The 23877-nt window shown below is 59.5% G+C and carries 24 protein-coding genes; 7 read left to right on the top strand and 17 right to left on the bottom strand.

Features of this window, described 5'->3' with window-relative positions:
* Nucleotides 1–60: 60 nt before the first annotated feature.
* Nucleotides 61–741, bottom strand: coding sequence for a DUF4166 domain-containing protein (locus tag ACP26L_RS22210; RefSeq protein ID WP_426446443.1), 681 nt, complete (start codon nt 739–741; stop codon nt 61–63).
* Nucleotides 738–1661, bottom strand: coding sequence for a DoxX-like family protein (locus ACP26L_RS22215; RefSeq protein WP_426446445.1), 924 nt, complete (start codon nt 1659–1661; stop codon nt 738–740). Before ACP26L_RS22215 ends, ACP26L_RS22210 begins: the two co-directional genes overlap by 4 nt.
* A 162-nt stretch (nt 1662–1823) precedes the next feature.
* Here ACP26L_RS22215 and ACP26L_RS22220 point away from each other — a divergent pair, with 162 nt between their 5' ends.
* From ACP26L_RS22220 to ACP26L_RS22235, 4 genes are all read left to right on the top strand, one after another.
* A complete protein-coding gene (locus tag ACP26L_RS22220) occupies nt 1824–2294 on the top strand; it encodes a DL-endopeptidase inhibitor IseA family protein (RefSeq protein WP_426446447.1) in 471 nt (156 codons plus the stop codon).
* 275 nt (nt 2295–2569) lie between these two features.
* Nucleotides 2570–2953 (top strand): MerR family transcriptional regulator, encoded by a 384-nt coding sequence (locus tag ACP26L_RS22225; protein ID WP_426446449.1) that lies wholly within the window; start codon nt 2570–2572, stop codon nt 2951–2953.
* On the top strand, nt 2950–3300 hold the full coding sequence (gene trxA / locus ACP26L_RS22230) for a thioredoxin (protein ID WP_426446451.1): 351 nt from the start codon (nt 2950–2952) through the stop codon (nt 3298–3300). Before ACP26L_RS22225 ends, trxA begins: the two co-directional genes overlap by 4 nt.
* A 282-nt stretch (nt 3301–3582) precedes the next feature.
* Nucleotides 3583–4194, top strand: coding sequence for an AAA family ATPase (locus ACP26L_RS22235; RefSeq protein ID WP_426446453.1), 612 nt, complete (start codon nt 3583–3585; stop codon nt 4192–4194).
* Nucleotides 4195–4286: 92 nt separating this feature from the next.
* Here the strand turns inward: ACP26L_RS22235 and ACP26L_RS22240 are convergent, their stop codons facing one another.
* Entirely contained in the window at nt 4287–5615 is a 1329-nt protein-coding gene (locus ACP26L_RS22240) for a hemolysin family protein (protein WP_426446455.1), read from the bottom strand.
* A gap of 262 nt (nt 5616–5877) precedes the next feature.
* Between ACP26L_RS22240 and ACP26L_RS22245 the strand changes: the two genes are divergently transcribed.
* The gene (locus tag ACP26L_RS22245) at nt 5878–6654 is read left to right on the top strand and encodes a DUF1836 domain-containing protein (protein WP_426446456.1); all 777 of its coding nucleotides are present in this window, start codon (nt 5878–5880) and stop codon (nt 6652–6654) included.
* Nucleotides 6655–6750: 96 nt separating this feature from the next.
* On the opposite strand, the gene ACP26L_RS22250 is transcribed toward ACP26L_RS22245, so the two are convergent.
* The 3 genes from ACP26L_RS22250 to ACP26L_RS22260 all read right to left on the bottom strand — a co-directional run bounded on the left by ACP26L_RS22250 (nt 6751) and on the right by ACP26L_RS22260 (nt 10813).
* Nucleotides 6751–8295, bottom strand: coding sequence for an extracellular solute-binding protein (locus ACP26L_RS22250; RefSeq protein ID WP_426446458.1), 1545 nt, complete (start codon nt 8293–8295; stop codon nt 6751–6753).
* 202 nt (nt 8296–8497) lie between these two features.
* Nucleotides 8498–9316, bottom strand: a complete 819-nt coding sequence (gene speD, locus ACP26L_RS22255) for an adenosylmethionine decarboxylase (protein WP_426446459.1) — start codon at nt 9314–9316, stop codon at nt 8498–8500.
* 294 nt (nt 9317–9610) lie between these two features.
* On the bottom strand, nt 9611–10813 hold the full coding sequence (locus ACP26L_RS22260; RefSeq protein ID WP_426446461.1) for an MFS transporter: 1203 nt from the start codon (nt 10811–10813) through the stop codon (nt 9611–9613).
* 385 nt (nt 10814–11198) lie between these two features.
* On the opposite strand from ACP26L_RS22260, the gene ACP26L_RS22265 reads away from it, so the two are divergent.
* Entirely contained in the window at nt 11199–12656 is a 1458-nt protein-coding gene (locus ACP26L_RS22265; RefSeq protein WP_426446463.1) for a GMC oxidoreductase, read from the top strand.
* 415 nt (nt 12657–13071) lie between these two features.
* On the opposite strand, the gene ACP26L_RS22270 is transcribed toward ACP26L_RS22265, so the two are convergent.
* The 4 genes from ACP26L_RS22270 to ACP26L_RS22285 all read right to left on the bottom strand — a co-directional run bounded on the left by ACP26L_RS22270 (nt 13072) and on the right by ACP26L_RS22285 (nt 16720).
* Nucleotides 13072–14166, bottom strand: coding sequence for a M24 family metallopeptidase (locus tag ACP26L_RS22270; protein ID WP_426446465.1), 1095 nt, complete (start codon nt 14164–14166; stop codon nt 13072–13074).
* 67 nt (nt 14167–14233) lie between these two features.
* Complete coding sequence (locus tag ACP26L_RS22275) at nt 14234–15040, bottom strand: class I SAM-dependent methyltransferase (RefSeq protein WP_426446467.1); 807 nt, start codon at nt 15038–15040, stop codon at nt 14234–14236.
* 191 nt (nt 15041–15231) lie between these two features.
* Complete coding sequence (locus tag ACP26L_RS22280; RefSeq protein ID WP_426446469.1) at nt 15232–15735, bottom strand: hypothetical protein; 504 nt, start codon at nt 15733–15735, stop codon at nt 15232–15234.
* 151 nt (nt 15736–15886) lie between these two features.
* Complete coding sequence (locus tag ACP26L_RS22285; RefSeq protein WP_426446470.1) at nt 15887–16720, bottom strand: metallophosphoesterase; 834 nt, start codon at nt 16718–16720, stop codon at nt 15887–15889.
* Between the two features lie 143 nt (nt 16721–16863).
* Between ACP26L_RS22285 and ACP26L_RS22290 the strand changes: the two genes are divergently transcribed.
* Nucleotides 16864–17826, top strand: coding sequence for a DMT family transporter (locus ACP26L_RS22290; RefSeq protein ID WP_426446472.1), 963 nt, complete (start codon nt 16864–16866; stop codon nt 17824–17826).
* Nucleotides 17827–18307: 481 nt separating this feature from the next.
* On the opposite strand, the gene ACP26L_RS22295 is transcribed toward ACP26L_RS22290, so the two are convergent.
* The 7 genes from ACP26L_RS22295 to ACP26L_RS22325 form a co-directional block, all read right to left on the bottom strand.
* Nucleotides 18308–18535: a hypothetical protein gene (locus tag ACP26L_RS22295; RefSeq protein WP_426446474.1), complete on the bottom strand. Its 228-nt coding sequence runs from the start codon at nt 18533–18535 to the stop codon at nt 18308–18310.
* Between the two features lie 232 nt (nt 18536–18767).
* Nucleotides 18768–19091, bottom strand: coding sequence for a hypothetical protein (locus ACP26L_RS22300; protein WP_426446475.1), 324 nt, complete (start codon nt 19089–19091; stop codon nt 18768–18770).
* Between the two features lie 23 nt (nt 19092–19114).
* Complete coding sequence (locus tag ACP26L_RS22305) at nt 19115–20167, bottom strand: NAD(P)H-dependent flavin oxidoreductase (RefSeq protein ID WP_426446477.1); 1053 nt, start codon at nt 20165–20167, stop codon at nt 19115–19117.
* A gap of 624 nt (nt 20168–20791) precedes the next feature.
* A complete protein-coding gene (locus ACP26L_RS22310) occupies nt 20792–21676 on the bottom strand; it encodes a stalk domain-containing protein (protein ID WP_426446479.1) in 885 nt (294 codons plus the stop codon).
* Nucleotides 21677–21687: 11 nt separating this feature from the next.
* Nucleotides 21688–22380, bottom strand: a complete 693-nt coding sequence (locus ACP26L_RS22315) for an HAD family hydrolase (protein ID WP_426446481.1) — start codon at nt 22378–22380, stop codon at nt 21688–21690.
* Nucleotides 22381–22675: 295 nt separating this feature from the next.
* Nucleotides 22676–22948, bottom strand: coding sequence for a hypothetical protein (locus ACP26L_RS22320; RefSeq protein ID WP_426446483.1), 273 nt, complete (start codon nt 22946–22948; stop codon nt 22676–22678).
* Between the two features lie 147 nt (nt 22949–23095).
* A complete protein-coding gene (locus ACP26L_RS22325) occupies nt 23096–23875 on the bottom strand; it encodes an ABC transporter permease (protein ID WP_426446485.1) in 780 nt (259 codons plus the stop codon).
* Nucleotides 23876–23877: the final 2 nt, after the last annotated feature.

Consider the following 23877-nt stretch of genomic DNA (forward strand, 5'->3'; position numbering starts at 1 on the left):
ATATTCCCCATTAAACCCGATCCTTCCCGTCAAGAAAAGGACATATGTCCCGAAAGTCCCTTACTCCCGGCGTTCCTCCCGGAGAGGGAATACATCTGCCGGAACCCCCCCCTCCTCGACGTGTACATATTCGGCACGGAACCGGCCGCTGTACCCGAAGAGCGGCCCGAAGGAGGGATTCGCGACATTCACCTCAATGCGGAAAAGCCCTTCCTGCTCATCGAACCATTCGCATACATCCGCATAGCCCGAGAACCGCATGGGAAATCGGAAGCCGATCCAGCCTTCGTAGAAGTACTGATTGCCCGACCGCAGCCGGATCCCGCCATCCTCCGCCGGAGACATGTCGATCTCCACAGCGAGATGCTGGTGTGTCCCGAGATAATCCACAATCTTACGCCGCTGCTCGCTGTAGATCATCGTGGCATCGAACCGGCGGATCCGCCCGGGAAAGTGGAACTTGCGGATCCAGGTGACGGTTTCTCTCCCGAAGCGGTCCTTGTACGCATAGTTCTCGATGCTAAAGGGCACGTTCTCCCCCTGCTGGGGGAACATGATGTTGCGCCACGCGCCAAGGGACAGGAACGGCTTGGTGAATGCTCTCCCATACCAGACCCGGTCCATGACGCCGCGGCCGATGGAAGCGATCCGGTCTTCCGAGCAGAACCCGAAGCGCCTGCGGATCTCCGGATGCAGCCGGCCGAACTCCGGGCCGAGCATCCTCTGATATATGGACGTCACGCTTCCTCCCTCCTCTCCGGTCTGCGCAGACACCGGCGGGCCGAAGGAAGGTCCCTGAGCTGCAGCAGACCGATGAAGGCAATGGCGATCATCGAGAGGTTCAGCGTCACCGGATTAAAGGGCTCCACATAAGTGAGGGGATGGCCTGCGGCGCTCAAGCCGAGCCCGGTCAGCAGTATGATATGGAGCCAGTAGACGAGGCGGCCGTATCTGCTGCCGGCGGCAAGCGTCAGCAGGCCGAATACCACCTCGGCCGCCCCCATCAGCCGGATGACCTCCAGCTCGCTGCCGGAGAACCAACCCGTGCCCCCCAGAATTTCCAGCTCTCCCGAATTCGGATAGAGGAGCTTCGGCACGACGCCCTGATAGATCCAATCGAATGACAGCGCCGCAAGACAGACGGTGTGGGTCAGCGCCTTGGCACCTGACAGATGCGGAGGGATGCCCTTCTCCAGCCACAGTCTCAAGCAGTCGAAGCTCCAGGCCGTTGCCCAGCCCATCAAGGGCCGGAACAAGAACCGGTCCAGCAGCCTCCCGAACGCCCCGAAGCGCGTTTGATAATCATAGCGGGTCAGGAAACGGATCCTTCCATCCCCCTGCGGCACGTACCTCCAGAATCCCGCCCCTTCCCGGATCAGCGAGACCGACTGGCCGGAGGAGAACTTTAGCACGGAGGTCTTCACGCCGTTCTTCTCCGTTGTTCCCATCGTCTCCCCTTCTCCTGCGACGGACAATCCGAATCCGATCCGCGTACGGTACAGGAAGCGCTGCGGCTCCCGGTCGTCCGTCCTCGGCAGATAGAGGATTTCCGAGAACCTCAGGTCCCACTGCTGATGCAGCTGGGGTGATTGTGTATACTCCCACAGCCTCTCCATCTCTGTGTTCATCGCGATCTCGACATAGATCGGTTCACTTTTCAATGTCTTTGTCCTCCCCCATACAAGATCAGGCCAATCGTTCACTCTATTGCTTACCATCCTATCATAATCGCCCCATAACTAAAAAAACGGCTCTATCCTATAACCCCTGCCCGGACGCTCGAACTCATAGATTCATAGAATAACGCAGGAGGTGAAGCCAAAATGGCACTTCTGCCATATACTTCAACTACGCTACGCAACTTCATCAACCGGGCCGAAGATCTCTGGTTCATTGTCTTCGACTCCTCTCTCAACGGACGGCTCCTCACGATCGGCGGCAATCAGTACCGTCAGCTCCCCACCCGCTTCAACACGCGGACGAAGATCTTTGCGTTCTTCCGCCGCTACTTCGGCCCCAGCCTCAGCCGGATTCTGCTCTGCAACCTGAGAACACTGCGGTACCGCGGAGCGCTGTACGTGCCGGTCGGTGATCCCGGCCCCGTACCTACCCGCGTCGTCTCGCTGGCGGTCATCCGCCGTACGTCCTCCCGTATCGCCGTACGGGCCGTACTGTCCGGCGATCCGGATGGCAACGTGACGATCCTGTACACATTCGCGGTCATCCGCGGGCGGCTCGCCATTATTAACCGGACCCGCCGTCTGGTGGATTACCGGTATCAGCCCTGCCGTTAACTCATGCCCAAGTCCACCCCATGCGCAGTGACAAAAAGCGCCGGCCTCCCATGGAGGACCGGCGCTTCTCTATTGTAAGGATGTCTAAGCTCAGCCCATAAGCGCGGGGTCACCGGCTGCAAGCAGAAGGTACTGCGCTTCACCGGGCCTTACCGGCTTCACCAGCATCCCCGCCCCGAGGAACTGCACCCCATCCCCCGAGGAAAACCTCTTGACCCTCACATCCATGTCATGGTTTATACTGGGGATACTCCACGAGGAAAGGAGGCGCCGCGGTGCGAATCGGAGAGCTCGCCAGCAGCACAGGGGTCAGTATCCGCTCCCTGCGCTATTACGAAGAACAAGGATTGATTCAGCCCGTGCGCATGGCCAACGGTTACCGCGAATACAGCCCATTTGCGGCGGAGCAGGTCCGGACCGTGCAGTTCTATCTCAGCCTCGGGCTGACGACGGAACAGATCGCAGGCTTCCTGCAGTGTGTCATGAAGAACAAGGAGGCCTTCTGCGCAGAGGTCCTGCCCTTGTACGAGAAGAAGCTTGCCGAAATGAATGAGCAGATCGAGCTGCTGACCCGCATCCGCTCCAACCTGATCGAGCGGATCGAAGCGATCCGCGAAGAACAGCAATCCACCCAGCGAAATGGAGGAATCCCCCAATGAAACCCGTGAATGTGAATGATTCGAATTTTGGCGAACAGCTCCGTTCGCACGCCTTGACCCTGGTCGACTTCGGCGCCCCTTGGTGCCCCCCCTGCCGTACCCTGCTCCCCCTGCTCGATGAGCTCGGCGAAGACTACGGCTCCAGCCTGGCGGTGCTCAAGCTGAACTGCGACGATTCCCCGGAGACAGCTGCTGCCTACGGCGTCATGTCCATGCCGACGGTCATCCTCTTCAAGAACGGGGAGCCTGTGGAGAAGCTCGTCGGACTCCGGGGCAAGGCCGGCTATCAGAGCATCGTCGACCGGCATCTTCCGGCTGCAAGCGGGATCACGCCGGCCCGCGGGTAAGCTGCCCAGCTGCCACCCGTGACCTCGCCTCTGGCGGGCTGCTCTCCGCTTCGCGGAGACAGCCTGCACCGGTACTGCGGCCATTGGCAGCGGCCCTCCACCTCCTCCGGGTCAGCCAGCGGAGGCAGGCCGCCGAAGGTCCACAGGTCAGGCTTTGCCTGCGAAGCCGCTCCGGCTTATAATGGATCCACCCGTATCCTTCCGGCATGAATAGGATGCTCGGACGGCACCCGGGGACATGGATTCCATGAACCTTTATTTCCTAACGCAAGGAGAACTTGTATGGCGAAGCTGACCTTTTTCCTCGGACCTGCCGCCGCAGGCAAAACGACTCTGGCCAAGAAGCTGGCGGCCAAACGGCGGTCCGCCTTCTTCGATATGGACACCCTGCTCCGGCCCGCCGCCGAGAAGATCATGGCGCTCTCCGGCCTCGACCCAGCCGACCGGGATTCCGCCGAGTACAAGGTCCGCTGCCGGGACCTCGGCTACCGGATCACCATGGATGCGGCCCTGGAGAATCTGGAGCTTGGCATCGACGCCGTCGTCGTCGGTCCTTTCACCAAGGAAACCGAAGACCGGGAATGGATCGACAGCGAGCTGGCCCGCATCGGGGGCTCCCTGGAGACCGTTCAAGTACGTGTCGTCATGGTCACCCTTCCCTCCGAAGAAGCCTATCGGGATCGGATCCGCCGCCGCGGCTCGGAGCTCGACCTGTGGAAGCTCGAGCATTGGGACGAGTTCCGCCGCTCCCTCGCTCCGCGCGCGATCCGTTGGCCGCTCGCTTCCTCCTCCGTGCTGCACTTCGACAACACGGGCCCGCTGACCGAGGCGCGGCTGGCTTCCCTGGAGGACTTCATCTACGGCAGTACGCCGGGCGCAGCCCCTTCCCACTGACCTGACGAGCAGCAAAAAGCCGGGATTGCTCCCGGCTTTTGGTCATGCATGACTGTTTTCATCTACCTGATTCCATTCCACGCAGGACAGCCTCACACTTCCGACATCTCTACAGCCGGCTCCTCCGTGACGGGCATATCCGCTCTGCGGATCTCCACCCTGCGGATGCGGTAGCTGTCCTTCTTGTGGACGATAAACTCCAGGTCACCCCGGACCCACGGATCGTTGACCTTAATCTCCGAGTTCGCGGCGAAGAGCCAGCCCCCGATCGTATCCACATCTTCATTGTCGAGGTGACTGCCCAGCAGGTCGTTCACTTCGGTCAGCGATACCTTCCCGTCGAAGATATAGTGGGCTTCGCCCAGCTTCTCAATCTCCTTCGCTTCATCGGCATCGAACTCATCCCGGATTTCACCGACGATCTCCTCCAGGATATCCTCCATCGAGATGAGGCCTGAGGTTCCGCCGTATTCGTCGACGAGCAGGGCCATATGCACCCGCTCCTTCTGCATCCGCGTCAGAAGCTTATTGACCGGCATGTATTCGGGAACTGTCAATACCGGATGCACCAGCGACGCAAAGTCGAAGGTTTCCGGGTGGTAGTCATACTTCAGGAAGAACTGCTTCGTATTGATCATCCCGACAATATTGTCTTTGCTCTCTTTGGCCACAGGAAACCGTGTGTACTGTTCGCGGCGGATGATCTCGAGATTCTCCTCCAGCGAATTGTTCGTATATAAGCAGATCATATCCGTGCGGGGCACCATGATTTCCCGGGCCAGCATGTCGTCGAATGCGAAGATCCGGTTCACATAGCCGTACTCGGTTTGGTTGATCTTTCCGCTCTGGAAGCTCTCGGATACGATGATCTGGATCTCTTCCTCGGAGTGCGCTTCTTCATGCTCTTTGGCCGGCTTCAAGCCGAACACCCGCACGAGCGCATTGGCTGAACCGTTGAGCAGCCAGATGAACGGGTACATGATTTTGTAGAAAATCATGATGGGACGCGCCAGCATCAACGAGATCGCCTCCGCCTTGTGAATCGCGAAGGTCTTGGGCGCCAGTTCGCCGAATACCACGTGAATATACGTCATAATCAGAAAAGCGGCCAAGAAGGAGATCGGCGTTGCGAGTTCTTCGGAAAGTCTGAGGGTATTGAAAATCGGGTGAAGCAGCGCTTCTACGGTCGGTTCTCCCAGCCATCCCAGTCCGAGCGCAGTGATCGTAATCCCCAGCTGGCAAGCGGATAAATATCCGTCCAGGTTGCGCTGAACCATTTGCACGGCGACCGCATTCTTCCGTCCTTCGAGGATTAACTGGTCCACCCGGGAGCCGCGGAGCCGGATAATCGCAAATTCGGTTGCGACGAAAAAGGCCGTGAGCAAAATGAGAAGGGCTACAAGAAACAAATTTAAGGCCATATCAACCTTCCTTATAAAATAAGATTTTAAGACCACCAATCAAAAGAGTTCTTATGAACTCATTATATCGCAGCCGGCTTCAAACCTCCAAAGCCGATTTTGGACCTCTCTGCCCCCAATTCAGGCGTAGTGGAAGGACGTGAGGACTAAACAACCCCCGCTCGCTCCCTGACTCTCTTTGACAAAGGATTGCTGACGATTTATGATGGGTTCAAATGAACTCGTCACACCACGACAAACTGCCGAAGGAGGAGGAGATGGGATGGAGACGTTCACGCTGACCCGCAAAGACATGGCGATCATTCTCCTCTCGCTGAAAGGAAAATCGGCCGCCGCCACACCGCTGACCGTTCTGCAGGAGGCCTGGAAGAAGAATCACCGCACCGAAGTTCAGCACGGCTCGTCGCTGTCGGCCTTTCTGTCCACCCAGCTGACTCCGGTGCTCGAGAAGATGATCAAGACCGAGCGCGTGGAGGGCTTCTCTCTTCAGGAGATTGTCTCTCTCGGCAGCGGCATCGAATATACCCACATGTCTATCACATCCATGCAGAACTGGGTGAAGAGGGATTTTAAAGATTTCTTAGGATCGCCCAAAGTTGGCAAGAAATATTCGATCGACCAGGCGGCCATGCTGTTCATTATCGACGACCTGAAGCACTGCCTCGACTTCGAATCGATCCGCCGGCTCTTCGAGATCATCTTCCAGAAGCCGGAAGACGAGAACGACGATCTGCTCAGCCCTGTCGATCTGTATGCCGCTTACTCGCGGCTGTTCGAGGAGCTTGATGCCAACAATGACCAGCTGATGGACGTTCAGGGCCATGCCGCCGGCAGGCGCAACGAGGACTTCTTGACGGAGCTCACGATCAGGCAGAAGGCCGACCAGTATGCCTGCGCGATGGAGCACCTGAACCCGCAGCAGCGGGAAGCGGTCCGCAACATGCTGTTCATCGCGATGATCTCGGTCCAGACAGCGTATTTTCATTCCATGGCGAGGCGCTATCTCAACGCCACCCTGTTCCTGAACAATCTGAATTGAGGCTTTCAACATAGATCATAAAAAAAGGAAGATCGTCCTCCGCTTACGGAAGGGCGATCTTTTTTTGATGGTGCCGGGGACCCGGTCCCCCGGCCGCTATTTGAACTTCGCGTACTGCTCGTTGTACTCGGAGATAATCGCGTCCCCGCCTTTTTGCCTCCAATTCTCCACTGCGGCCTGGAAGCCCTGCTCGTCGATCTTGCCCATGATGTATAGATACGTCGCATCCGTGATGATCTGCCCAAGCGGAACCCCGTTCTTATCCTTCGTAGGGGAGCTGAATGCGGCCGTCGGATCGGTGATGAGTATCTTGCTGTTGTCTTCCATGCTTTCGTCGGTCTTCTTCTGCAGCGGATTATCGACCAGCGTCTTGAGCCCGGCTACCGTTTCCGGTCCGCCGACACGCAGGCTCAGAATCGGTCGGACCTCCCGGTCGTTCACGGCCACCTTCGCCGGATCGGTCGGGATCTTGGCCTTGCCCTCCACGAGCTCGTAGTGCTCTCCTTCGATCCCATAGCTCACCAGATTATACAGCTCGGGACTCATCAGACCGTCGAAGAACGACAGCACCTTCTTCAATTCTTCCTCGGTCTTTACCGCTGTCTTGGGGAAGAGCACGACATTCCCGTAGCCCGGCACGGACCAGACCCCGTGCTTGCCGGTCGGTCCCATGATCCGGTTGACGACATCCAGCTTCGTCTCCGGCATCGTCTTCACCATATCCCGCTCATAGCCGGGTGCCGCGCAGATACAGCCGATGAAGACGCCGGCCTTGCCGGACTTGAACAACGCTTCGTGGTCCGACTTGCTCGTGACCGAGAAATCCCGGTTGATGAGGCCTTCGTCCACCAGTTTTCTGAAGAAATTCATCGTTTCCATATAGGATGGGAACATGAATTCCGGCTCCAGCCTGCCGTCCTTCTCTCCCCAATTGTTCGGTGTGCCGAAATAAGAAGCCACGGTCTTGAAGGCTCCGTACACCAGATCACTGCGGTCTGCAAGTCCGAATGTATCCGCTTTCCCGTCGCCGTCCGGATCCTTGTCTTTGAACGCCCTCATCATAAGATAGAGATCATCCAGGGTCTGCGGCGCTGCAAGCCCCAGCTTGTCCGCCCAGTCCTTCCGGTAGATCACCCCCTGCCGCGACAGCGGCGTCGACGAATAGAGACCGTAGATCTTCCCGTCCACGGCACTGTTCTTCAGCACGGCCGGGTCCAGATTGCTGAGATACTTGTAATCCTTCAGATACGGACCGATCTCCCAGAACTGCCCGTCCCGCATGGAGCTCTTAAAATTGTTATAGATGGCAATATTGCCAGCGAAGACCGCCATCGGCAGCGTTTCGGTAGCGATCGCCGAGTTGACCTTCTCCTCATAGGCACCGTTAGGCACCCAGCTGATCTTCAGCTTCGTATTCGTCTTCTCTTCGATGCGGCTCAGCACCTTGTTGTTCGGCACTTCAGGCGTATGCAGCACGGTCATGATGCTCAGCTCGAAGGGCTTGTTCGAATCCGCGGCTCCTCCCGAGGAAGCCGGTGAGCCGGTGCCTTGAGAGCAGGCGGTCATGGTTAGCAGCAGCGCAGAACAGGTGAGCGGCAGCACTTTGGCTTTGCGCCCGGCAAACAAGAAACCACGATTCACGAAATGACCTCCTATACCCGTGATATGGATAGCAGCGACAAACTTGTTACCGCTTTCATTTTAGGGGATCATTTCTGCGATTTCTTCCACTTCTTTGTACTTCTTGCCCCAAACTTCTCTATTCTTGTCCTGCCGGCACAAAAAAACAGCCCTCTCCCTGGAATAAGAGACGGGCTGCCCGCGGACGCTCTGCCGAGCTGAGTCAGTTTCCAACGAATGAAATATTCTTGGCATAATAAATCTCGTCCATCTCCATCTTGAGCCGGTCGGCGATCTGCTCCTGCTCCCGCTTCGTCAGCTTCTCCTTCGTGTAACCGAACAGATAGTTGTCGAGATCGAATTCCCGGAGCTTGCACTTCGTGTGGAATATATTCTCCTGGTACACATTCACATCGATCATATCGTACATATCCTTGATCTCTTCCGGGATATAGTTCTGGATGGAGCTGATCTCATGGTCGATGAAGAGCTTGTGGCCGTAGATGTCTCTGGTGAAGCCGCGCACCCGGTAATCGATCGTCATAATATCCGTATCGAAGGAATGAATGAGATAATTCAGCGTCTTCAGCGGCGAGATCTCCCCGCAGGTCGACACGTCGATGTCCGCACGGAAGGTGCTGATCCCCTCGTCCGGGTGATACTCCGGATACGTATGCACCGTGATATGGCTCTTGTCGAGCTGCATGACGACCGTAGAAGGCAGCGGTCCCGGCGACTCCTCGAACGATTCCGTCGGCACCTCGACCACCGGCCCTTCCGATACGAGTACCGTCACGCTGGCCCCCTGGGGCACATAATCCTGCTTGGCTATGTTCAGCACATGCGCGCCGATAATCTCCGACACATTCTTGAGAATGCTTGTCAGCCGGTCCGCATTGTATTGTTCGTCAATGTATTCGATGTAGGCTTCGCGTTCTTCCTTCGTCTTCGTGTAGCAGATATCATACATGTTGAAGCTGAGCGATTTCGTCAGGTTATTGAATCCATGCAGTGTCACGCGCTGTTCCGGTGTTAGTTTCATAAGCGATGTCTCCTTCTGGTAACAGTGATTGGGACCACCCATGTTCCCTTGCGGCAGTTGTTCTCTCCGTAGCACAGCGGCATACATACTATGTTTACCCATTCTAACTAAGAAAAAACACACTGACCCTGACCGGGGCACCGGAAGGCGCGTGACAGCGCAAAATAAACGGCTTCGCCGTCCTCTGGGGACGAGGCGCGTTTATTACAAATATAAGATGACAGGATCGAGCCCAGGCGAGACATGCATTCTTATAGTTGAGAAAAACCGCTTCGGAGAGCGGGCAGGACGGGGTTAGGCAGGCAGCTTCCGCGTCGGATCCACTGCGGCCGGCCGGTACATCAACCCCAGCAGGGCGAACAGCACGAAAGCCCCGCCCAGCCAATAGAACATGCTGTGAAGGGAAACGTACTGCATACTGAAGCCCCCGATATTCGGGCCGAGGATGCTGCCGACGCTGAAGAGGACCGACGCGATGACATTCGTCCGCGGCAGCACCGACCGGGGAACCACATCGGCCGCATAGGCAAGCCCCAGCGTATAGAAGGAACCGACAGCCCCTCCGGCCAGGGCAAACAGCACCAGAAGGAGGTAAGGGCTGCCGCCCTCAAGGAATGGAACGGCCAGGAAGGCCGCTCCGCCGAAGAGACCCGACACCATCAGCACAGGCCTGCGCCCCCAGCGGTCGCTCCAGATGCCAAGCGGCAGCTGAAGCATCAGCGAGCCGATCCCCACGGCAGGCAGCAGCAGGGAAATCCAGGTGTCACTCAAGCCTGCACGCAGGCCGTACACCGGGAAGCTGCTGTTCAGAGACGATTCCATATAGCCGTACAGCAGCGAAGTCAAGAGGGCGAACCAGGCCAGCCGAAACACGGCCGGATAGCTGGCGGCAGCCTTCTCCCCTGCTTGAACCGATGGTGGAAAGCCGCTGCGCAGCCTCAGCACGAGCATCAGCGAGACCAGGGACAAAGCCGCGGCCGCGAGGAACGGCGCACTCTGTCCGAAGCCGAGCAGATTGATGCCAAGCGGACCGATGCTGAAGCCTGCCCCATAGGCCATCCCATACAGCGAGATATACCGGCCGCGGCGGTCCGCCGGTGAGGAAGAGACGATCCACAGCTGGGTGGCATAATGCAGCCCGCTGTCCCCTACGCCGACCGCTGCCCGCAGGAGCAGCCAAACCCAGAAGTAAGGGAATATCGGGAAGAGGATGAGCGCCGCACAGACGATCAGCATCCCTCCGACAATCACAGGCCTGTAGCCGAAGCGCCGGACCGGTTTCTCGATCCAGAACATCGTCGCGAAGATGCCTACATACAAGGCCGCCGCATTCAGTCCGTTGACACCTGAGGAAATCCCGGTCTGCTCCAGCATCATCGTCAGCAGCGGAAGCAGCAGCCCCTGATTCATCCCGGCTACAATCACCACGGTAATCAGAATGAAATAATGGCGTGTTGGAATTGGTGTCTCCGCTATGTCGTTCCGGTTCGGATGCAAAGCACATTCTCCTTTAAGAGCAGTTTGGATTTCACTTTTGAGACCATTTCCTTTGTTGTGCCCTTAAGGGCACGCCAGCTTATTTTATCTGATCCTTGGTCAAAAATGAACCTCCATTTTAATCTCATAAAAGCATCGCCAATGAACTTCATACAAATGTAAAGGAAATATGTGGGATCCGCTATTTTATTGTACGTGTACTCCCACCATCCCCCCAGCGTTCGCCGAACCGGCCTCTTCCCGACGTAACATGTTTGTATATAAGTCAACATGTTTCCGGGCCGTCTATCATCTCCCTTATGGCTCGTTTAACTCCCCTTCCGGGAGGGTATCCAAAGGTGTAAACATGTTTGGAACCATCGATGGAAAAAGAGGAGTGGTGCGGATGGAAACCTACCCGGTGGAATGGATCTCGTTGACTCCTGCCGAAGAGATGGCGGAGCGGGAGTATGACGTGCTGATTGCAGGCAGCGGGGCCGGGGGCGCAGCCGTGCTTAGACGGCTGGCGGAGCAGTGGGGCGGCAGCGGCAGGAAGATCGGCATGCTGGAGGCAGGAGATCTGCTGCTGCCGACGCACGCCCAGAATCTGCCGACTGTGACGGCGGATCGGGTCGTCAGCGAGCTCTTCGCCCGGATGTCCACCCCGCTTGGGGATCGCCTGCCCGATTATCCCGACGCGAAGCTGACCTTCGGCCTCGGCGGGCGGACGCTGTTCTGGACGGGCGGCACGCCCCGTATGCCCGCCTGCGAAACGGCGGATTGGCCGCTCTCCCGGCAGGAGCTTGACACCTACTACGGCCTCGCAGAGCAGGCCATGCATGTCACGGACGGCTTTGCCGCCGGCTCCGCCCTGCAGACCCTGCTGCTCTCCCGGCTGCGGGAGAACGGGTTCCCGCAGGCGGCCGACCTGCCGATGGCCGTCAGGCTGGATGCCGCCCGCAGCGGTATGCTGTCAGCCGGCAGTCTCTTCAGCTCCATCGATCACCTGGCTTACGCCCAATACCGCCTGCCCTTCGATCTGGCCGCCCGGGCCCGCGTAACCGAAGTGCTGCTGGAAGGCGGCCGGGCGGCCGGCGTCAAGGCGGTATGCGGCGGCAGAGCGCATGTGATTCACGCCCGCACCGTCGTCCTGGCAGCCGGCGGCTTCATCACCCCGCAGATCCTGCTGCAATCGGGTGTCCCCGGCGCCGCGATCGGCCGGTATCTTACGAACCATTCGACCGTCCGGGCCACCGGCCGCCTCTTGGGTACGGCAGCGGCAGGCCCTCCGGAGGGCCCGGCCGTGATCCAACTGCCCCAGACGGCGGAAGCTCCTTACCAGCTCCAGCTCTTCGGACCCGCCCCCCACTATGCGTATCCTCCGGAGCATCCGGCGCCCCGAGGGAAGGCGGTCGATGTCCAGATGAACGGCTTTGCGCGCGTAGAGTCCCGGCCGGAGAACCGGATCTACCTCGACCCTCTCCAGCTGGACGAGGACGGTGTGCCTCTGCTTCAGGTCGCGTTCTCGAGGTGCGAACGTGATCTGGAGGCGATCGAACGGACGGCACAAACCCTCCGTCGGACCGCCGATGCCCTCGGGCTCTCTCTGGAGGAAGCCGACGGCGCTTCCCCGCCCAGGACCCTTCCGCCCGGGGATGATAACCACGAAGCCTGCACCTGCCGGATGGGACGGCACCCGGATAATTCCGCGGCCGATCCTTACGGGCAGATTCACGGCGTCCCCGGGCTCTATGTCGCAGACAACAGCATGCTGCCGTCCATCGGGGCGGCGAATCCTACACTGACCACAGCCGCCTTAGCCTTCCGGACGGCCGACTATATCGCAGAGAGGGATAACGGGTGACCTGCCTGCACCTTTGTTTGCACCTACACCTGCACCTGCATCCACGCCCGATAACCTTTCCGCCGCACCGGCGGGGCAAGGGAGCAGGCGGCAGCCTCAGTCCCTAAACACTAGGCTGCCGAGGCCCCCTTCCAAAAAAATCACCCTTCACTACGGCGGTAAACGCCAGGAATGAAGGGTGATTTAGGTTGCGTTCCATGCTAGATCCTGCATGCCGATGCCATTCGTGATCCATGCGTAATGCCCGCCGCCCCCAGTCTTTCGCCGGGCAGCCGGCTGCGGCGGCGCTTATGCCGCTCTCGAAACCGGCAGAGGAGCGTGCCGGCAGCCTCGCCTTATCCACGATGAGCTCGTCCCCCGCGAACTGTGAGATACCGCTCACGGAAGGACCGTACCGGGGAGCACGCCGCGGCTGCTATACCCCGACCACGGTCAGCTCCTTGGGGAACGTCGTCAGCACATTCGCCCCGTCCGCCGTCACCACGACATTGTCTTCAATGCGGACGCCGCCGAAGCCGGGAATATAGATGCCGGGCTCTGCCGTGAAGAGCATGCCCTCCTGCAGAAGGTCTTCGTTGCCTCCATGAATCGAGGGGTACTCGTGAATTTCCAGACCGAACCCGTGGCCGGCCCGGGTAATGAAGAATTCCCCGTAGCCCCTGCCCTCGATTGTACTGCGGGCGGCGCGGTCCAGCGAGCCGAAGGAGACACCGGGACGGACGGCGTCGATCATGGCGAGATTGGCCTGCAGTACGGCATCGTACACAGCTTTCGCTTCATCTCCGATCTCACCTACGGCGAAAGTGCGGGTCAGGTCCGACGCATAGCCGTCAACGAACACGCCCGCGTCGAGCAGCAGAAGCTGTCCCTCCCGAATCGCATCCCCTGAAGGAAAGCCGTGCGGCAGACCGGACTTCGCACCGGAGAGCACCATCGTCTCGAAGGACGGCCCCTCTGAGCCCAGCCGCCGCATCTGGTACTCCATTTCAGCGGTGAGCTCCATCTCGGTCATGCCCGGCTTCACCTTGGCGGCCGCGTGACGGAACACTTCCTCAATGCAGTGGATCGCCCGCCGGACGACCGCAATCTCCGCGGCGTCCTTGATCACCCGCATGGCGGCCAGCTCCGCCTCCAGGCTGTGGGCCGATTGCGCGCCTGTGGCATCCATCAGTGCGCGGAAGCTTTTCACACTGAGGTGGTCTTCCTGAAGACCCACGGTCCCAAGACGCCGCTCCCCCAGCAGCCCGGCGAGCTTGGTATATGGATTCTCCGTGTCCAAATGCGCCGCAATCCGGGTTACCGAGGAGGTCTGCACCGCCTTTTCTTCATCCAGGGCAGGCACATACAGCATCGGCTCCTCCCCCCGGAGGCATACCAGCGCCAAAAAACGCTCATGGGGATTCGTATAGAATCCCGTAAAGTAATACACGCTCTTCGGATGGGTAAGGAAGGCCGCATCCAGCCCCTCCCGCTCCAGGAGCGCATACAGTCTGCTAAGTCTTTCGTTCATGCGGAATACCGCCTTTCGTGACATCCTTCACTCCCTATTGTACTACGCCGCACTTTCCGTACAAAACTCAAGGCGCGATCCGGTCCGCGGTCAACGTGTAGATTCCCGGCATCCGTTCCTCCGTCCCGGCCGGCGCCTCTTCCGGGAACACCCACCGCTGCACCGCTCCCTTCTCTTCCTTCAGCGACCGGATGACCAGGCCCGCGTCCGCTACAGCCGTCACGATGTCCCCCATCGTCCAGCCCCGCGTATAGACCTCAGGAACCTCAGCCCGCTCTTCATTCGTGAGAAAAACCGAATAAGGCACCGCCCCGGCCCGAAGCGACTCGTCGAAATAATCGCCGTCCGCCGTCATCCGGCCGTCCTTCCACCGGAGAAGCTTGTTCTTCACCGGATGGAAGTCGCGGACGATCATCCGCCCTCCCGGCTTCAGCATCGCCGCCGCCACCTTGAAGAAGCGCCCCAGGTCGGTGAACCAATGGAGAATGCCCAGCTCCATAAGCACCAGATCGCAATCTGCCGGCGCCTGCTCCGCAGGCAGGTTCATCACATCCGCGACAAGGTACCGGAGCTTGACACCCGCCGCCTCAGCGAGTTCCATCGCATACCGGGCATTCTCTGCGGAGAGATCGACTACCGCCACGTCGGCGCCGAGCAGGGCCAGGGAGACCGCCGCTTTGCCGTTCGAGCCGAGGAGGTTGGCCACCTTCCGCCCTTCGGGGTCGCCGAGCACAGAACAAAACGGTTCCAGCTTCCTCCACGGGGCCGCCTTCAGTTCTTCCGCCACCGCCTGCGGACTCCCTTTGCCCCGTACCCACGCACGATAGGCATGGCGGGACCAGCCCTCCCTGTTGCTTGCCGTGATATCCACCATTCAGCTTCTCCTCCTTGACTTCCTGATCTTTCCTCTGTCCATCGGGTCCATAACTGTAAATCAGTACCATTCCCATGTCAAGAGCTTCTTCAGCGGCTGCCGGACCGGATGGCCGGATTACGACAAATAAGCCGGAGATCATCCGGCTTAACTGGTACAGCGGGCCTTAAGGACAGCTGGCAGGTGGCTCCTCAGCGGGAGGCGAGCCGTCTGGCCAGTTCCAGCAGCAGCGCGAGGTCCTGCTCCGCGAGGCCCACGGCAATGCGGTGCAGTTCGTCCGCGTTCGAACCGGCAGACTGTGGTGCTGCCGTCGTGCTTTCCGCTGGCAGTCCGGCTGCCGGGCTGCCATCCTCCACCGCCGCCTCACCTGCGGTTGGCTCAGCCGCTTGCGGCTCCACGGTACCGTGAATCGAGCCGACCACCTGCGAGCCCTGCCCCGGATAATACGTCACATACTGCACATCCGGCTCCTCTTCCGCTTGAAAGTCATCCAGGCGGGACATCCGGATGGCCTCAGATTCCTTCGAGTCGTCGTTGTACAGAACGAAAGAAACGTCACCGTCCGGAAGCACTTCATACTTCATCACACGGCCCCAAATTTTAACAGGATCTCTCTCGCCCTTCCTCAAAAAGCTCGCATAAATCAGCGTTCCGTTCTCCAGCCAATAATGAAATCTGCGATCCAAATCCGACATGGATGTCCTCCCGATCTCCCGCGCGGGCCTACTGCTCCGGCCGGGATAAAAAAATAACGGCATAAGCCCATCTAATCATATCGTCAGAAGGGCGGCGCATTGTTAATTTATCCCTTAGGATAACCCATTCCCGTTATTTTACTTCGAATCTTTAGGGCTGCGGGTCGTGGAGTTCCAGGTCCGTTACGGACACGCGCATCTCCTCCAGTACGTCGGCACTCCGCCATTCCTTCGCATAGCCCAGGCAGGAGCAGATCAATTCGGTCCGATGAAACGTCAGCCGTTTGCGGTAATGCACATGGCCGCACACCGCGTAGCGGATCGAATCGGTGTACCGGGCGATCAGGCTGCCATACGCCTCGCTGCCAAGGAACGCGTTGAAATAACTCCAGGTGTCGTTCGGCAGCGGCACGGTAAAATGCCGGTGAGGGACGGTATGGGTAACCAGAAGGATGCTGCTTCCCCGGTGGGCCTCCAGCTGGGCCTCGAGCTTCTCGAGAAAATACCTGTGCATCTCGGGAGCCGGACGGTCCCAGGGAGCGAACTCCCTGTCGTTCCATGCGCGCCCGCCGCGTTCCATCCGCAAGAACTCCTCTTTCGTGAACCGGGTGTCACCGAACGAAAAATCATACCAGCCCGAGTCTCCGATCACGACCCATTCGTCGTTCACCCGGTAGGGCCCTCGCGCCAAATTGTGCGGGTAGTCCAGCAGCCGGTTGTAGATGTCCCACGTACCGAGCTCCGGGTCATGCCAATTCCAGAGGTCGTGATTGCCGGGAACCATCAGGCAGGGAAGGCCTGTACGGCGTTCGATCTCCTCAAGAGCGGCGAGGCTCATGCGGAAATCGCTGGAGAGATCGCCGGCAACGAGCAGCAGGCCTGGTTTTCTTTCCTGTACGACCGTACAGAGAGCGTCGATGATGCTTAGGGGGGCGGACGACGGATACGTATCGATATGCAGATCCGAGACCACACAGATTTTCATGGCAGACCTCCGAAGACAGGATTCAATCGACAATGACAGGCGGCGAGCTATGAGGTTAACCGTTTTTTCCTAATGACAACAGGGGAAGCGTTTCAGTACAATGAAGATTCGAAGCCCAATTGGATACAAAAGGTGGTTGGACCATGCGCCCGATCCTGCTCGGCATTTGTGCTGCTTTTTTCTTTGCTTTTACGTTCGTGCTTAACCGTTCGATCTCGCTCTCCGGCGGGTCCTGGATGTGGAGCGCCTCGCTGCGGTATGTCTTCATGGTTCCCCTGCTGCTGCTCCTGGTCGGCCGCCACCGGCTGAGCCCGCTGTGGGCGGAGATCCGTAGAGCTCCCGGCGCCTGGCTGCTGTGGAGCACCGTCGGCTTCGGCCTGTTCTACGCGCCGCTGTGCTTCGCCTCCGATTACAGTCCCGGGTGGCTCATCGCCGGCACCTGGCAGATCACGATCCTCTCCGGCTCGCTGCTTGCCCCGCTCTTCTGGCAGGAGAAGGACGGTGTACCCGTCCGCGGACGCATTCCCTGGGGCGGTCTCGGCTTCTCGCTGATCATTCTCGCGGGCATTGGGATGATCCAGGCGGAGCACTTCTCCTGGGCGCATCCGTCCGCCCTGTGGCTCGGCTTCCTTCCGGTGCTGCTCGCCTCGTTCGCGTATCCGCTCGGCAACCGCAAGATGATGGACGTCTGCGGCGGCCGGCTCAGCGCCCCCCAGCGGCTGCTCGGCATGACGCTGCTCAGCATGCCGTTCTGGCTCCTGCTCGCCGCCGTCAGCTGGGTGCAGTCGGGTCCGCCGTCGTCCGGGCTCATCCTGCAGTCCGGGCTGGTCGCCTTGCTGTCGGGGATCATCGCGACGGCTCTGTTCTTTCAGGCCACGGACGTGGTCCGCAGCGACATGCAGAAGCTCAGCGCCGTGGAAGCGACCCAGTCGCTCGAGGTGCTGTTCGCGGTGCTGGGCGAGGTCCTCATCCTCTCCGCCCCTCTCCCCGCTGTATGGGGCTGGCTGGGCATGACGCTGATCTGCCTTGGGATGGCTGCGCAGAGCCTGTGGACCGTGCGCGCCGCGCGGCAGGCGAAGCGACTCTCGCCGCCAATCTCGGGATGACGATGGACGTGAAGGCCCTCCCGCCCGCGCGTGCAGACTCTCCGGGCTGCCCGGAAATACGGGCTCCCCGGCTGGGGCAGCACCGGCATACTGCCCAGCCAGAAGCGGTCATCCCGCTGAGGACTGGGCTGGTTGTCGTGCATGGACGGCCGGACGAACGCTCACTGCCGGCCATCGCCTTCCTTTTCCATACAATTTCGACAAGTATAGGGATTCCCCTTCCTGCGCGCCCCCTCAAAAAAACAAAACTAGCGGAATCCAGCTGCGGCACTTCTCTCAACGAAACTGCAATCGTTGTGAAAAGCAAGCCGTCGCCTGATTCCGCTAGAGTCAGAAGAGGGTCGGTATGACAAAGATTCATTATCTTCGGGCCGCTCCTGCGCCGGAAAGGAACACAACAGCGGGCGAGCCTTCCTCTCCGTCTCCGCCGTTCAGCGCTGCCGATCCATCCACAGGATGGGATCGCGGTTGCTGTACGGCCTTACACCGCCTGTTCACCAGGGATCTCGGCGGGACCTCCCGGCTTAATCTCCGGCGGCGTATCCGGCCGGATTTCGGGCTTGACGGTAGGCACCACCTCCGGCGGCTGCTTCGGTGTAATCTCGGGCAGCGGCTGCGGGACGATTTCGGGCTGTGCGGGGGTTGCCGGAATCTCGGGCCTCTCCAGTACGCCGGCCGACTCACCTATGGTATTCCATGAGCTATGCATGACAGCACCTCCTATGGCTTGTTCCTTCTATTTACCCCGACGGAGGCCAGCCTACGCTTCCGAGTACATAACCGCGTACGATCCTCACGTATCTTCTCCCGCCTGGGAGGGACCGATAGAAAAAAAGAACGAGAACCGCCTAAGGCAGCAGCTCCCGTTCTCGATGGCGTCCGGCCGGGATGGAAAGCTTCACCGCTTTCCACGGCTCTTCCCGGTTCCTGCACAGTTTCGACTAGCCTTCGCCTGACCACACGAACTTGTCCGGCAGGCTTTTAATGATTTCCTCGTACTGCAGCGCAATCGAAATCTCGAGAATATGTACGGGATTGCGTTGCGCGTAGGCAAGCAGCAGCTCCTTGATGAACTCGTCTTCATTCAGCTTCATGCTGCGGCGGATGAGCTCCATCATGGCTCTCTGATTCCTGATATTGAGCTGTTCGATCTTCTCGACAGCCAGCTGTACTTCTTTGTCCATCGTCAGCTCCTGATTCTGTTCTAGGGGGGAGTATGCCCCCTGCAGATGACTATAGGCTTCGTCGGCTCCCTGGAATTTCATAGGATATGTCTCCCTCCCGGCTTTCAAGAGGGCAGCCGGACCGCGCCCTGCGCTATCGCCTCTCCGGCTTCACGCAGCAGCACGTCCACCAGCTCGGAAGCGGGAAGCTCCCGTGCAAGCCGGTATCCCTGCCCCGCCCACAGCGACATGGCCTCGGCATCCCCTTTGTCTCCGGCGGCCTTGCGTATGGGCCTTGTCAGGTGATGAAGCTGCGGGTAAGCAGCCGGGGCGTCCGGGTATTCGTTCATGAACCGGTTCACGAGCCCCCGGGCCCGCCGGCCGGTGAAAGCCCGCGTCAGAGCCGTCCCGGAATACCTGCCGTCCGTCAGAGCCGCCCGGTGCACCCGATGCGTCCCGCTTTCGGGGCACAGCAGAAAAGCTGTACCGAGCTGCGCCGCACAGGCTCCGGCACTCAGCACGGCCGCCACATCCGCCCCGTGCATCAGGCCTCCGGCGGCGATCAGCGGGACGGAGACCGCCTTGCGGATCTGCCCCAGCAGCACAAGCAGCCCGATGGGCTCGGGGTCCGGCAGCGCATTGCCGAAGGAGCCTTGATGCCCGCCGGCTTCCCCGCCCTGTACGCAGAGCGCGTCCGCCCCCGCTTCCACGGCGACTTCGGCCTCCTCCGGCGTCGTAACCGTCACGATAACCGTGGAGCCCGCTTGCTGCAGCTCCTTCACAATGTCCGGGGAAGGACAGCCGAACGTGAAGCTGACCACGGGAACGTGCAGCTTCATGAGAACCTGCAGCTTCCGTTCCCACTCGTCGTCATCATACCGTGCCTCCCCCGGGAGGACACCGTAATGCTGCGCTTCTCCCCTCATCCGTTCCGCATAAGAAGCAAGCAGCCCCTCATCCACGGATTCCCCTCCGGGCACAAACAGATTCACACCGAACGGCGCCCCGGTCAGCTCCCTCAATGCTTCAATCTCCGCCTGCATGGCGGACGCCGTCTTATATCCTCCGGCGAGAAAGCCCCATCCCCCGGCATTCGAAACGGCAGCGGCCAAAGCCGGGGTGGATACCCCGCCTGCCATCGGAGCCGCAATGATCGGACAAGCCAGCTTGTGATTCATTCCGCCTTCTCCCCCTCTTTAGCTTACATATGAGCGAATCCGCTGTTCCCAGTGTAATACGGAAGCTCCTTCCTGCACAACCAAACGGACAGGTACAGCACATCACCCTTTCTCACTTTTTGGCGGTGAGCGAACGGGAAAACGTCTGCCAACCTCGTGGTTCCATGGAACGGCAGGATGGAGCAAACGCCCAAACCCGTGCAAACAAGTATATTTATCGCAAGTTTATTCCAATACTCCCGACATCACAGGTACGAACGGCAATGGCGGCGGCCGGTCGGGGCGGGTCGTACAGGCTCCTCAATACGGTTTCCTGCACATAGGAATACGCGTACAATCAGGATGAAAAGTGTGAAAACAAGTATATTGCCCACACATCTATCTTTTCCCCTCCTGCCGCCAGCCAGAACGCAAAAAAGGACGCCGGTCGGCGCCCTTCAGCCTCTCCACGTGACCACAAAAGCCTTGTCCGCCCGATCAAAGCCGCTTGTCGGATAATACGCCACGGCACCCGGAGCGGACAACATACGCCCCCAACGGTCGGATCTCTTCCTTCCGCGCGCGGCCTCCACATTCACTGGGCAGCTAACCGTCATAGCCCTGTCCTTTGTCTTTCCAGCCTCCTCAACTGATCCCGAAAAGTTTGTCCTCTACCACTTTCCATCCGCCTTCTTTATGCTCCAGCGTAAACTGCCGGCTTTCGGCCCCAAGTGCGCTCTTGTACAAATAAGCGTCGACGACCAGGCGGCTTCCTTCCACAACGGTCTTTTCGATCCCGAGCAGCACACCGTCGATGGCATGATGGCTTGCGGCATCCACCCTGCCCTGCGCCTTCAATTCATCCAGCGAGGCCAACAGGACCGGCACCTGGTACTTCCCCAGCATGCCGAGCATCACGCCGGACTCCGCTTCCCCCAGCTTCTCCAGCCCTCGGTGATCAACGGCTATATACGCCTCCGGGCCGCCGGTCGCCCTGCTATGATCCGCCATCGTAGACAGAATCAGGCCGTAGGCTTCTCCGAGCTGTGGAACACTTACCCCCAGCTCCTTCATGGCAATCCGCTCCCCGGTCTCTGCGTTCAGCTTCACCTCCGTCCGTCTGCCTTCCGGATCAGTGCCTGTCACCCTCCAGACGGGCTGCCCTTCCGCACCCGCTGCTTCGAGCAGTTCGGCTTTCCAGGCGGCCCCCTTGGCATCCGGAACCGACAGCTTCGCCAGCTCCAGTGCCGCCGCTTCCGCCACATAGCTCCCCGCGCGGCCGACCTTCACTGTCTTGGACTGCTCGTCGAATTCCACCTTCAACCCGGCCTGCTCGGCCACGAAGCGGATCGGCACATACGCATGCCCGTTATAATTCAAGGAGACATACTCCCCGCCCAGCTGCGCCTGCTTCCCGCCGAATTTGTATGTAACGTCAAAAAGCACCGCCTGCACGGCATCCGAAGCGGATGCCGCCGTACCTGCCGACAGGGCTGTGCACAGTGCCAGCCCGGCTATTCCTCGTTTCATCGCTGTCTCTCCTATTCTGTAATCCACTCCAGCAGCTGTGCCGGCTTCTTCAATCGTGTAACTCCCTGCACACGCAGCGCAATCTCCTCCGGGACATACCAAGCGGCCTGGAGTGAGGTCATGCCTGCCGCCCCTGCCCCTTCCAGCTCCTTCGACCCTCCGTCGCCGACAAAAAGACAGTCCTCAGGGCGGACACCGAGGCGCGAGCAGCCGAGCTCGTAGATTTTCGGGTCCGGTTTGGCCAGCCCCGTCTCGTAGGAGAACACCACCGTGTCAAAATAGGACGCCAAGCCGCACCCGCCCCAGGCCGTCACCTCCTCCTCCGTACAATTGCTGATCAGCCCGATCCGGAGGCCTCTGACCTTCAACTGCCGCAGAAGCTCCCTAACGTCCTCGCCGATCTCACCGAAGGCCGCCGCTTTCTCGGCCACCCGCTCCTCGTACATGGCTTGAACCGTTTCTTCCGGATAACCCAATCCGTGATGAGAGCAAATATCCCTGAGGACCGCGTGGTATCCGGGGTATTCCCCCGTCATTCTTTGGGCGTGCCGCGCGTTCCATTCCCGCCTGAATTCGCTCTGTGTAAGACCGATCCGACTCCGGCTTTCCGGGTCTGCAGCCCGTCTCACTTTGCAGACCCCGTTCTTGTACTCGGTAATCAACGTTTCGAACAAATCGAAGAAGACGGCTTGAACCCTTGGCATGGCGCTCCTCCTCAGGCTTTTTTGCGGCTGCTCAAGATGAGGGCTGTTTTCTATCCTAGTCCCTCTTCTTCCAATTGTAAATAAGTGAAGCGGGCTGCGCGGATGCAATGCCCCCTCACTTGAATTCCGGCTGACGGCTGTCCTGCCGGCCGCGATGCTGCCGGAGAGCCGATGGCACCGCAGCGCCCCTTTAGCCTCCGGAACAGCTGACGCCTGGAGCTGGAGTCAACGGCAAAAGCCACAGCGCAGGTGCTGTAGCTTCTCTTTGGTTTATGGCGTGGACCCGGCCATCCCATCAGGCCGTTTCCAGCAGGGTCCGGCTGATGAAGTCGTCAATCGTCATTTCGGCCGCATAGACTTTATTGAACAGCCCGGTGACCTCCCCGGAATCGTAATTGCCGCCGAGCAGACTTACGACTTCTTTTTCCATCAGCAGAATATCCGTTGACAAGTCCTCTATGTAATCCGTCCCCAGTCCCGAGTTCTTCGACTCCTCCAATAACCGTACGGCGGCGATGAGCAGCTCCATTGCCGACCTTGCGCTTGCTTCGATCATGGACATCCACATGGTGCCTATCCCCTCTCCATCGCTTCTGCCCTGAAGCAGATCCGAGTGTATAAGCTCACTATACACCCGGCCTGCGGGATGGCCTATGATGGTTGTCACATTTTCCTATATTTAGGAAATGAGGGAGACACCTGTGCACCAGCCGGGTCATGACCCCGTAGAGCGGTAATAGCGAACCCCGACCAACCAGACGAGCAGGCAGGGCAGCACGAACACGGCGCCGCCGAGGGGCATCAGCATATACAGCATGGGAGGACCCTGCACCCGGTCCAAAATGTACATCAGCGGCAGGTAGCTCACGCAGCCGAACGGGATGATGAAGGTGAAGAAGACGGTCACCCATCTCTGGTAAATATTCAGCGGATACTGCGCCATCTCCCGGCCCCCGTCCGTGAAGATATTGGCGACTTCCAGCCCCTGGATCGTCCAGAAGCACAGCGTGGCGGCCAGCATATAGATCCCGGTAAAAATCAGCACGCCGCAGGCGATCATGAGCACGAGCGTCACCGCTTTGGCCGCTGTCCAGGCCACGGGCAGGCTGCTTACCGCCCATACGAGGACCACCGCGCTCTGCAGGATGCGTCCGAACCGGGTGAACTCGAACCGGGAGCCGAGCACCTGAACCGCCGTGCTGCGCGGACGGACGAGCAGGCGGTCGAACTCGCCCCCTCCCACGAGGGACGAGAAGGCGTCGAAGCCGCGTGCGAAGCACTCGCTGAGCGAGAACGCGAGATGAATGACCGCGAAGCAAAGCGCCGCTTCGAAGAAGCTCCACCCCTGCAGCTGCCCGAAGCGCTCGAACATCAGATACAGCCCCGCGAAGACCGAGAACGGGATTAAGAACTGTCCGAACGTCATCAGCCAGAAGGAAGCCCGGTACTGCAGCTGGGACCGGAAGTGAAGCGACATGTAGCGAAAATAGATCATAC

This window comes from Paenibacillus sp. S-38, assembly GCF_049942825.1.
Lineage (GTDB): Bacteria > Bacillota > Bacilli > Paenibacillales > NBRC-103111 > Paenibacillus_G.

Excerpts from the sequence above, each read along its gene's own strand:
- ACP26L_RS22220 (WP_426446447.1), top strand. The coding sequence starts at position 1,824 with ATGGCACTTCTGCCATATACTTCAACTACGCTACGCAACTTCATCAAC.
- trxA (WP_426446451.1), top strand. The coding sequence starts at position 2,950 with ATGAAACCCGTGAATGTGAATGATTCGAATTTTGGCGAACAGCTCCGT.
- ACP26L_RS22235 (WP_426446453.1), top strand. The coding sequence starts at position 3,583 with ATGGCGAAGCTGACCTTTTTCCTCGGACCTGCCGCCGCAGGCAAAACG.
- ACP26L_RS22240 (WP_426446455.1), bottom strand. The coding sequence starts at position 5,615 with ATGGCCTTAAATTTGTTTCTTGTAGCCCTTCTCATTTTGCTCACGGCC.
- ACP26L_RS22245 (WP_426446456.1), top strand. The coding sequence starts at position 5,878 with ATGGAGACGTTCACGCTGACCCGCAAAGACATGGCGATCATTCTCCTC.
- speD (WP_426446459.1), bottom strand. The coding sequence starts at position 9,316 with ATGAAACTAACACCGGAACAGCGCGTGACACTGCATGGATTCAATAAC.
- ACP26L_RS22265 (WP_426446463.1), top strand. The coding sequence starts at position 11,199 with ATGGAAACCTACCCGGTGGAATGGATCTCGTTGACTCCTGCCGAAGAG.
- ACP26L_RS22270 (WP_426446465.1), bottom strand. The coding sequence starts at position 14,166 with ATGAACGAAAGACTTAGCAGACTGTATGCGCTCCTGGAGCGGGAGGGG.
- ACP26L_RS22275 (WP_426446467.1), bottom strand. The coding sequence starts at position 15,040 with ATGGTGGATATCACGGCAAGCAACAGGGAGGGCTGGTCCCGCCATGCC.
- ACP26L_RS22280 (WP_426446469.1), bottom strand. The coding sequence starts at position 15,735 with ATGTCGGATTTGGATCGCAGATTTCATTATTGGCTGGAGAACGGAACG.
- ACP26L_RS22285 (WP_426446470.1), bottom strand. The coding sequence starts at position 16,720 with ATGAAAATCTGTGTGGTCTCGGATCTGCATATCGATACGTATCCGTCG.
- ACP26L_RS22290 (WP_426446472.1), top strand. The coding sequence starts at position 16,864 with ATGCGCCCGATCCTGCTCGGCATTTGTGCTGCTTTTTTCTTTGCTTTT.
- ACP26L_RS22295 (WP_426446474.1), bottom strand. The coding sequence starts at position 18,535 with ATGCATAGCTCATGGAATACCATAGGTGAGTCGGCCGGCGTACTGGAG.
- ACP26L_RS22300 (WP_426446475.1), bottom strand. The coding sequence starts at position 19,091 with ATGAAATTCCAGGGAGCCGACGAAGCCTATAGTCATCTGCAGGGGGCA.
- ACP26L_RS22305 (WP_426446477.1), bottom strand. The coding sequence starts at position 20,167 with ATGAATCACAAGCTGGCTTGTCCGATCATTGCGGCTCCGATGGCAGGC.
- ACP26L_RS22310 (WP_426446479.1), bottom strand. The coding sequence starts at position 21,676 with ATGAAACGAGGAATAGCCGGGCTGGCACTGTGCACAGCCCTGTCGGCA.
- ACP26L_RS22315 (WP_426446481.1), bottom strand. The coding sequence starts at position 22,380 with ATGCCAAGGGTTCAAGCCGTCTTCTTCGATTTGTTCGAAACGTTGATT.
- ACP26L_RS22320 (WP_426446483.1), bottom strand. The coding sequence starts at position 22,948 with ATGTGGATGTCCATGATCGAAGCAAGCGCAAGGTCGGCAATGGAGCTG.
- ACP26L_RS22325 (WP_426446485.1), bottom strand. The coding sequence starts at position 23,875 with ATGATCTATTTTCGCTACATGTCGCTTCACTTCCGGTCCCAGCTGCAG.